Origin of the sequence: Brachybacterium sp. HMSC06H03, assembly GCF_001807385.1 — a bacterium.
GTDB lineage: Bacteria > Actinomycetota > Actinomycetes > Actinomycetales > Dermabacteraceae > Brachybacterium > Brachybacterium conglomeratum.
Genome location: NZ_KV788836.1, coordinates 1 through 2,685, shown reverse-complemented (window position 1 = coordinate 2,685; position 2,685 = coordinate 1). Strand labels below are relative to the sequence as shown.

Annotated in this window: 3 protein-coding genes; 1 reads left to right on the top strand and 2 read right to left on the bottom strand. The window is 74.4% G+C overall.

Annotation, left to right across the window (positions count from 1 at the left end; genetic code table 11):
• A partial coding sequence (locus tag HMPREF3159_RS10415) for a 3'-5' exonuclease (RefSeq protein WP_168165418.1) occupies window positions 1-746 on the top strand: 746 nt, incomplete at its 5' end.
• 46 nt (window positions 747-792) lie between these two features.
• On the opposite strand, the gene HMPREF3159_RS10410 is transcribed toward HMPREF3159_RS10415, so the two are convergent.
• Complete coding sequence (locus tag HMPREF3159_RS10410) at window positions 793-1,020, bottom strand: hypothetical protein (RefSeq protein WP_070500967.1); 228 nt, start codon at window positions 1,018-1,020, stop codon at window positions 793-795.
• A gap of 121 nt (window positions 1,021-1,141) precedes the next feature.
• The coding region (locus HMPREF3159_RS10405; RefSeq protein ID WP_246821607.1) for a multicopper oxidase domain-containing protein at window positions 1,142-2,685 on the bottom strand (1,544 nt) is incomplete at its 5' end.

The following is a 2,685-nucleotide window of genomic DNA, read 5'->3' as shown; positions in this document are numbered from 1 at the left end:
TCGCCCCGGACGCGGCGCTGACCGCGCCGGACGATCCCGAGGCGAGCCTCGTGGATCGATTCCTGGAGAAGGTCTCCCTCGTCGCGGACGCGGATCAGCTGCCGGGGGAGGAGGACCAGTTCGTCACCCTCATGACCCTGCACACGGCAAAGGGCCTCGAGTTCCCGGTCGTGTTCCTCACCGGCATGGAGGACGGCACCTTCCCCCACAGCCGCACGCTCCAGGATCCCGACGAGCTCGAGGAGGAGCGGCGACTGGCCTATGTGGGCATCACCCGCGCCCGCGAGAAGCTCTACCTCACCCGCGCCCAGATGCGCTCGATGTGGGGCCAGTCCCAGTACATGCCCGCCAGCCGGTTCCTCGACGAGGTGCCGGAGGAGGTCCTGGACGTGGCGCGCGCCGGCTCCACCCTCGGCGGTGCCGGGTTCGGCGGCGGTGGCTTCTCCGGCGGCTCCGGCTTCGGCGGCGGTCGCGGCGGGGGCCGGGGGCCATCCTTCAGCGGCGGGGTCGGCGGCGGCCGCGCCGACGTGAAGCGTCCCAGCTTCGGCTCCGGCCGCACCGCCACGCCCACCGACAAGCTCCCGCAGCTCGCCGTCGGCGACCGCGTCACCCACGACTCCTTCGGGATGGGCACGGTCGCGGAGCTCTCCGGGCAGGGCGACAAGACGCAGGTCGAGGTCCAGTTCCGCGATCCCCACGGCCGCAAGCGCCTGCTGCTGCGCTACGCCCCGCTGACCAAGCTCTGAGCAGGCCGGCGCGCGGGCCGCGCGCCGCAGGGGCCAGCCGCGGCGGTCAGGGGCCGGCGACCAGCTCGACCTCGATGCCGGCAGCATCCTCCGCATACCAGGCGGTGTGGTCCTCACCGCTCGCATGCGGGTCGGCGCTCCGCGAACAGCTCCCGCCGACCGTGCCCGGACCCTCCCCCGACATCAGCCGGCGCCAGGCCGGCTCCGAGGCGGCGGGGTCCGCGGTCCAGAGCTCGAGGTGGTGCAGGCCGGAGGAGGGCGGCGGTGCGTTCATGGGGCCGACGGTATCCCGCGGCCCCGCGTGCTCCGAGCACCGCCGACTCTCCGAGGGGGCGGGCGTCGGGCAGCGCACGGGCGATCTCCGGCCACAGGCCGTGCACGCCCCGCGGGAATGCTCAGGCCGTGACGCGGATCAGGGCGCGCGCGCCTCGCTCCATCTCCACGAAGGAGTGGTTCACGGCGGTGTAGGTGCCGGGCTCGTCGAAGACCAGCTCCACGAACCCGCCCTGGGCCGCGGCGAGATCGAGCGCCTGCGCCCCGCCGCCCTCGCCGTCCTCGGGACGCAGCAGATAGGCGCCCTCCTTGAAGACGGTGTCGAACACCCCGCCGACGACGTGGAAGGAGATCCCTCGCGACGGGCCTGCGGCGAGCACCCACAGCCGCACCCGCTCGCCCACCCGAGCCTCGAGCGGGGAGCGGACGTACTGGGTGGCATGGCCGTTGAAGACCGTGAGGTCGGGGCGCTCAGCGGCGATCTTCACGGGGCTCACCGGCAGGGCGCCCTCGTGCGTCGTCGACTCGGAGCCGGGGGCGCCGACTGGCACGAGATAGTGCTCCGACTGCACCAGCACGTACTCCCGCTCGACGGGCGCGAGCTCCGGCGGCGGAACCACGAGCGCGCCGACCATCCCGGCGGACAGGTGCACCGACATCGGCATGGTCGAGCAGTGGTAGAGCCAGATCCCGGCATGGTCGGTGGTGATCGCGTACTCCAGCTGCTCGCCCGGCGGGATCGTGCGCATCGCCTGGTCGGGGGAGACGCGGCCAGCGTGCAGGTCGAGGGAGTGCCCCATCGACCCGTGATTGACCAGGTCGACGGTCAGGTGCGCCCCGAGCTCGGAGCGCAGCACCGGCCCGACGACGGTGCCGCCGTAGGTCATCGCGTCCATGGTCACGCCCGGTGCGATCTCGGCGGCGACCTCGACGATCTCCAGGGTGACCCGCTGCTGCGGACCGGTCGCGGCAGGGAGGCGGGCGTCGCGCACGGCGATGTCCGGTCCGGGGGCGGCCATCATGTCGGCGCCCACGCGGGCGAGCTCGTCGGCCCCGGACCCCGCGGCCACGGCGCCCCCGTCGGCGGCCGTGCCCGCCGCGGCACCGGTCGCGACGATGCTCAGCGTCATGCCCATCGCGCGATGGCCGACGATCGAGCACCATCCCTCCATGTCATGGGCGACCACGCCGCCGTCGAGGACCGTCGACTCGCCCGGCTGCAGGCGCCCCGAGGTCGCGCCGGTGGCGAGCACGAGGTCGTGCACGTCGTGCGGATCGTCGTTGCTCAGCTCGATGACCAGGGTGTTCCCGGCGGGGACCTCGAGCCGGTCGGGCGTGAACCGCATCTCGGCCATGGACACCGAGATCGTGGTGGTCTCCCCGGTGGGCGTCACCGCGGCGGCGCTCGCGGTGCCGGAGGCGTCGGGGATCGAGCCCTGGGAGCGGTCCAGGGAGCCGCCGAGCGCGGTCGCCCCGAGCACGGAGCCGAGGCCCAGCAGCGCGCCGGTCAGCGCGCGTCGGTCAATGGACGCGCCGGCGGCGGGAGCGGTCGCGGTCCTGGACGTCGTCGGCGGGCCGACGGAGGGCGACGGGCCGACCGATGGCGTCGGCAGCTCGCTGCGCGCGGGGGAGGCCGATGCGGCGGGTTCGGGGCGGCCCGGCGTCG